General features: G+C 69.4%; 1 protein-coding gene. It reads left to right on the top strand.

The genetic code is table 11. The annotated features are described in order from the left end of the window. A partial coding sequence (locus tag IE277_RS46830; RefSeq protein WP_444544866.1) for a histidine kinase occupies window positions 1–589 on the top strand: 589 nt, incomplete at both ends.

The following is a 589-nucleotide window of genomic DNA, read 5'->3' as shown; positions in this document are numbered from 1 at the left end:
CGGACGCCTGTACACGGAGGCGATGCTCGACGGTCTGGAGTCCGTCCCGCGGGCGTCCTGTTCGTATCGTGGCGGTGCCTTCGAGGAGATGGATCTGGCCGCGGTTCTGGCCCGGCGGCCGCAGGTGGCGATCGTCGACGAGTTCGCCCACAGCAACGTTCCCGGCGGCGGCCGCAATGCCAAGCGCTGGCAGGACATCGAGGCCCTGCTCGACGCGGGTATCGATGTGATCACCGCGCTGAACGTCCAGCACCTGGAGTCCCTCAACGACGTGGTGGAGAAGATCACGGGGGTGCCGCAGCACGAGACCGTGCCGGACGAGGTGGTACGGCGGGCCTGGCAGATCGAGCTGGTGGACATGCCCCCCGAGGGGCTGCGCCGGCGCATGGCGCACGGGAACATCTACACCCCCGAGAAGATCGATGCCGCGCTCGCCAACTACTTCCGGCCCGGCAATCTGACGGCGCTGCGCCAGCTGGCGCTGCTGTGGACGGCCGACCGGGTCGACGAGGCGCTCCAGGAGTACCGTTCCCAGCACGGCATCGGCCGGGTGTGGGAGACCCGGGAGCGGGTCGTCGTTGCCCTGACC

The organism is Streptomyces alanosinicus (assembly GCF_014650595.1).
GTDB classification, from domain to species: Bacteria; Actinomycetota; Actinomycetes; order Streptomycetales; family Streptomycetaceae; genus Streptomyces; species Streptomyces alanosinicus.
This window is presented reverse-complemented; position numbering and strand designations above follow the sequence as displayed.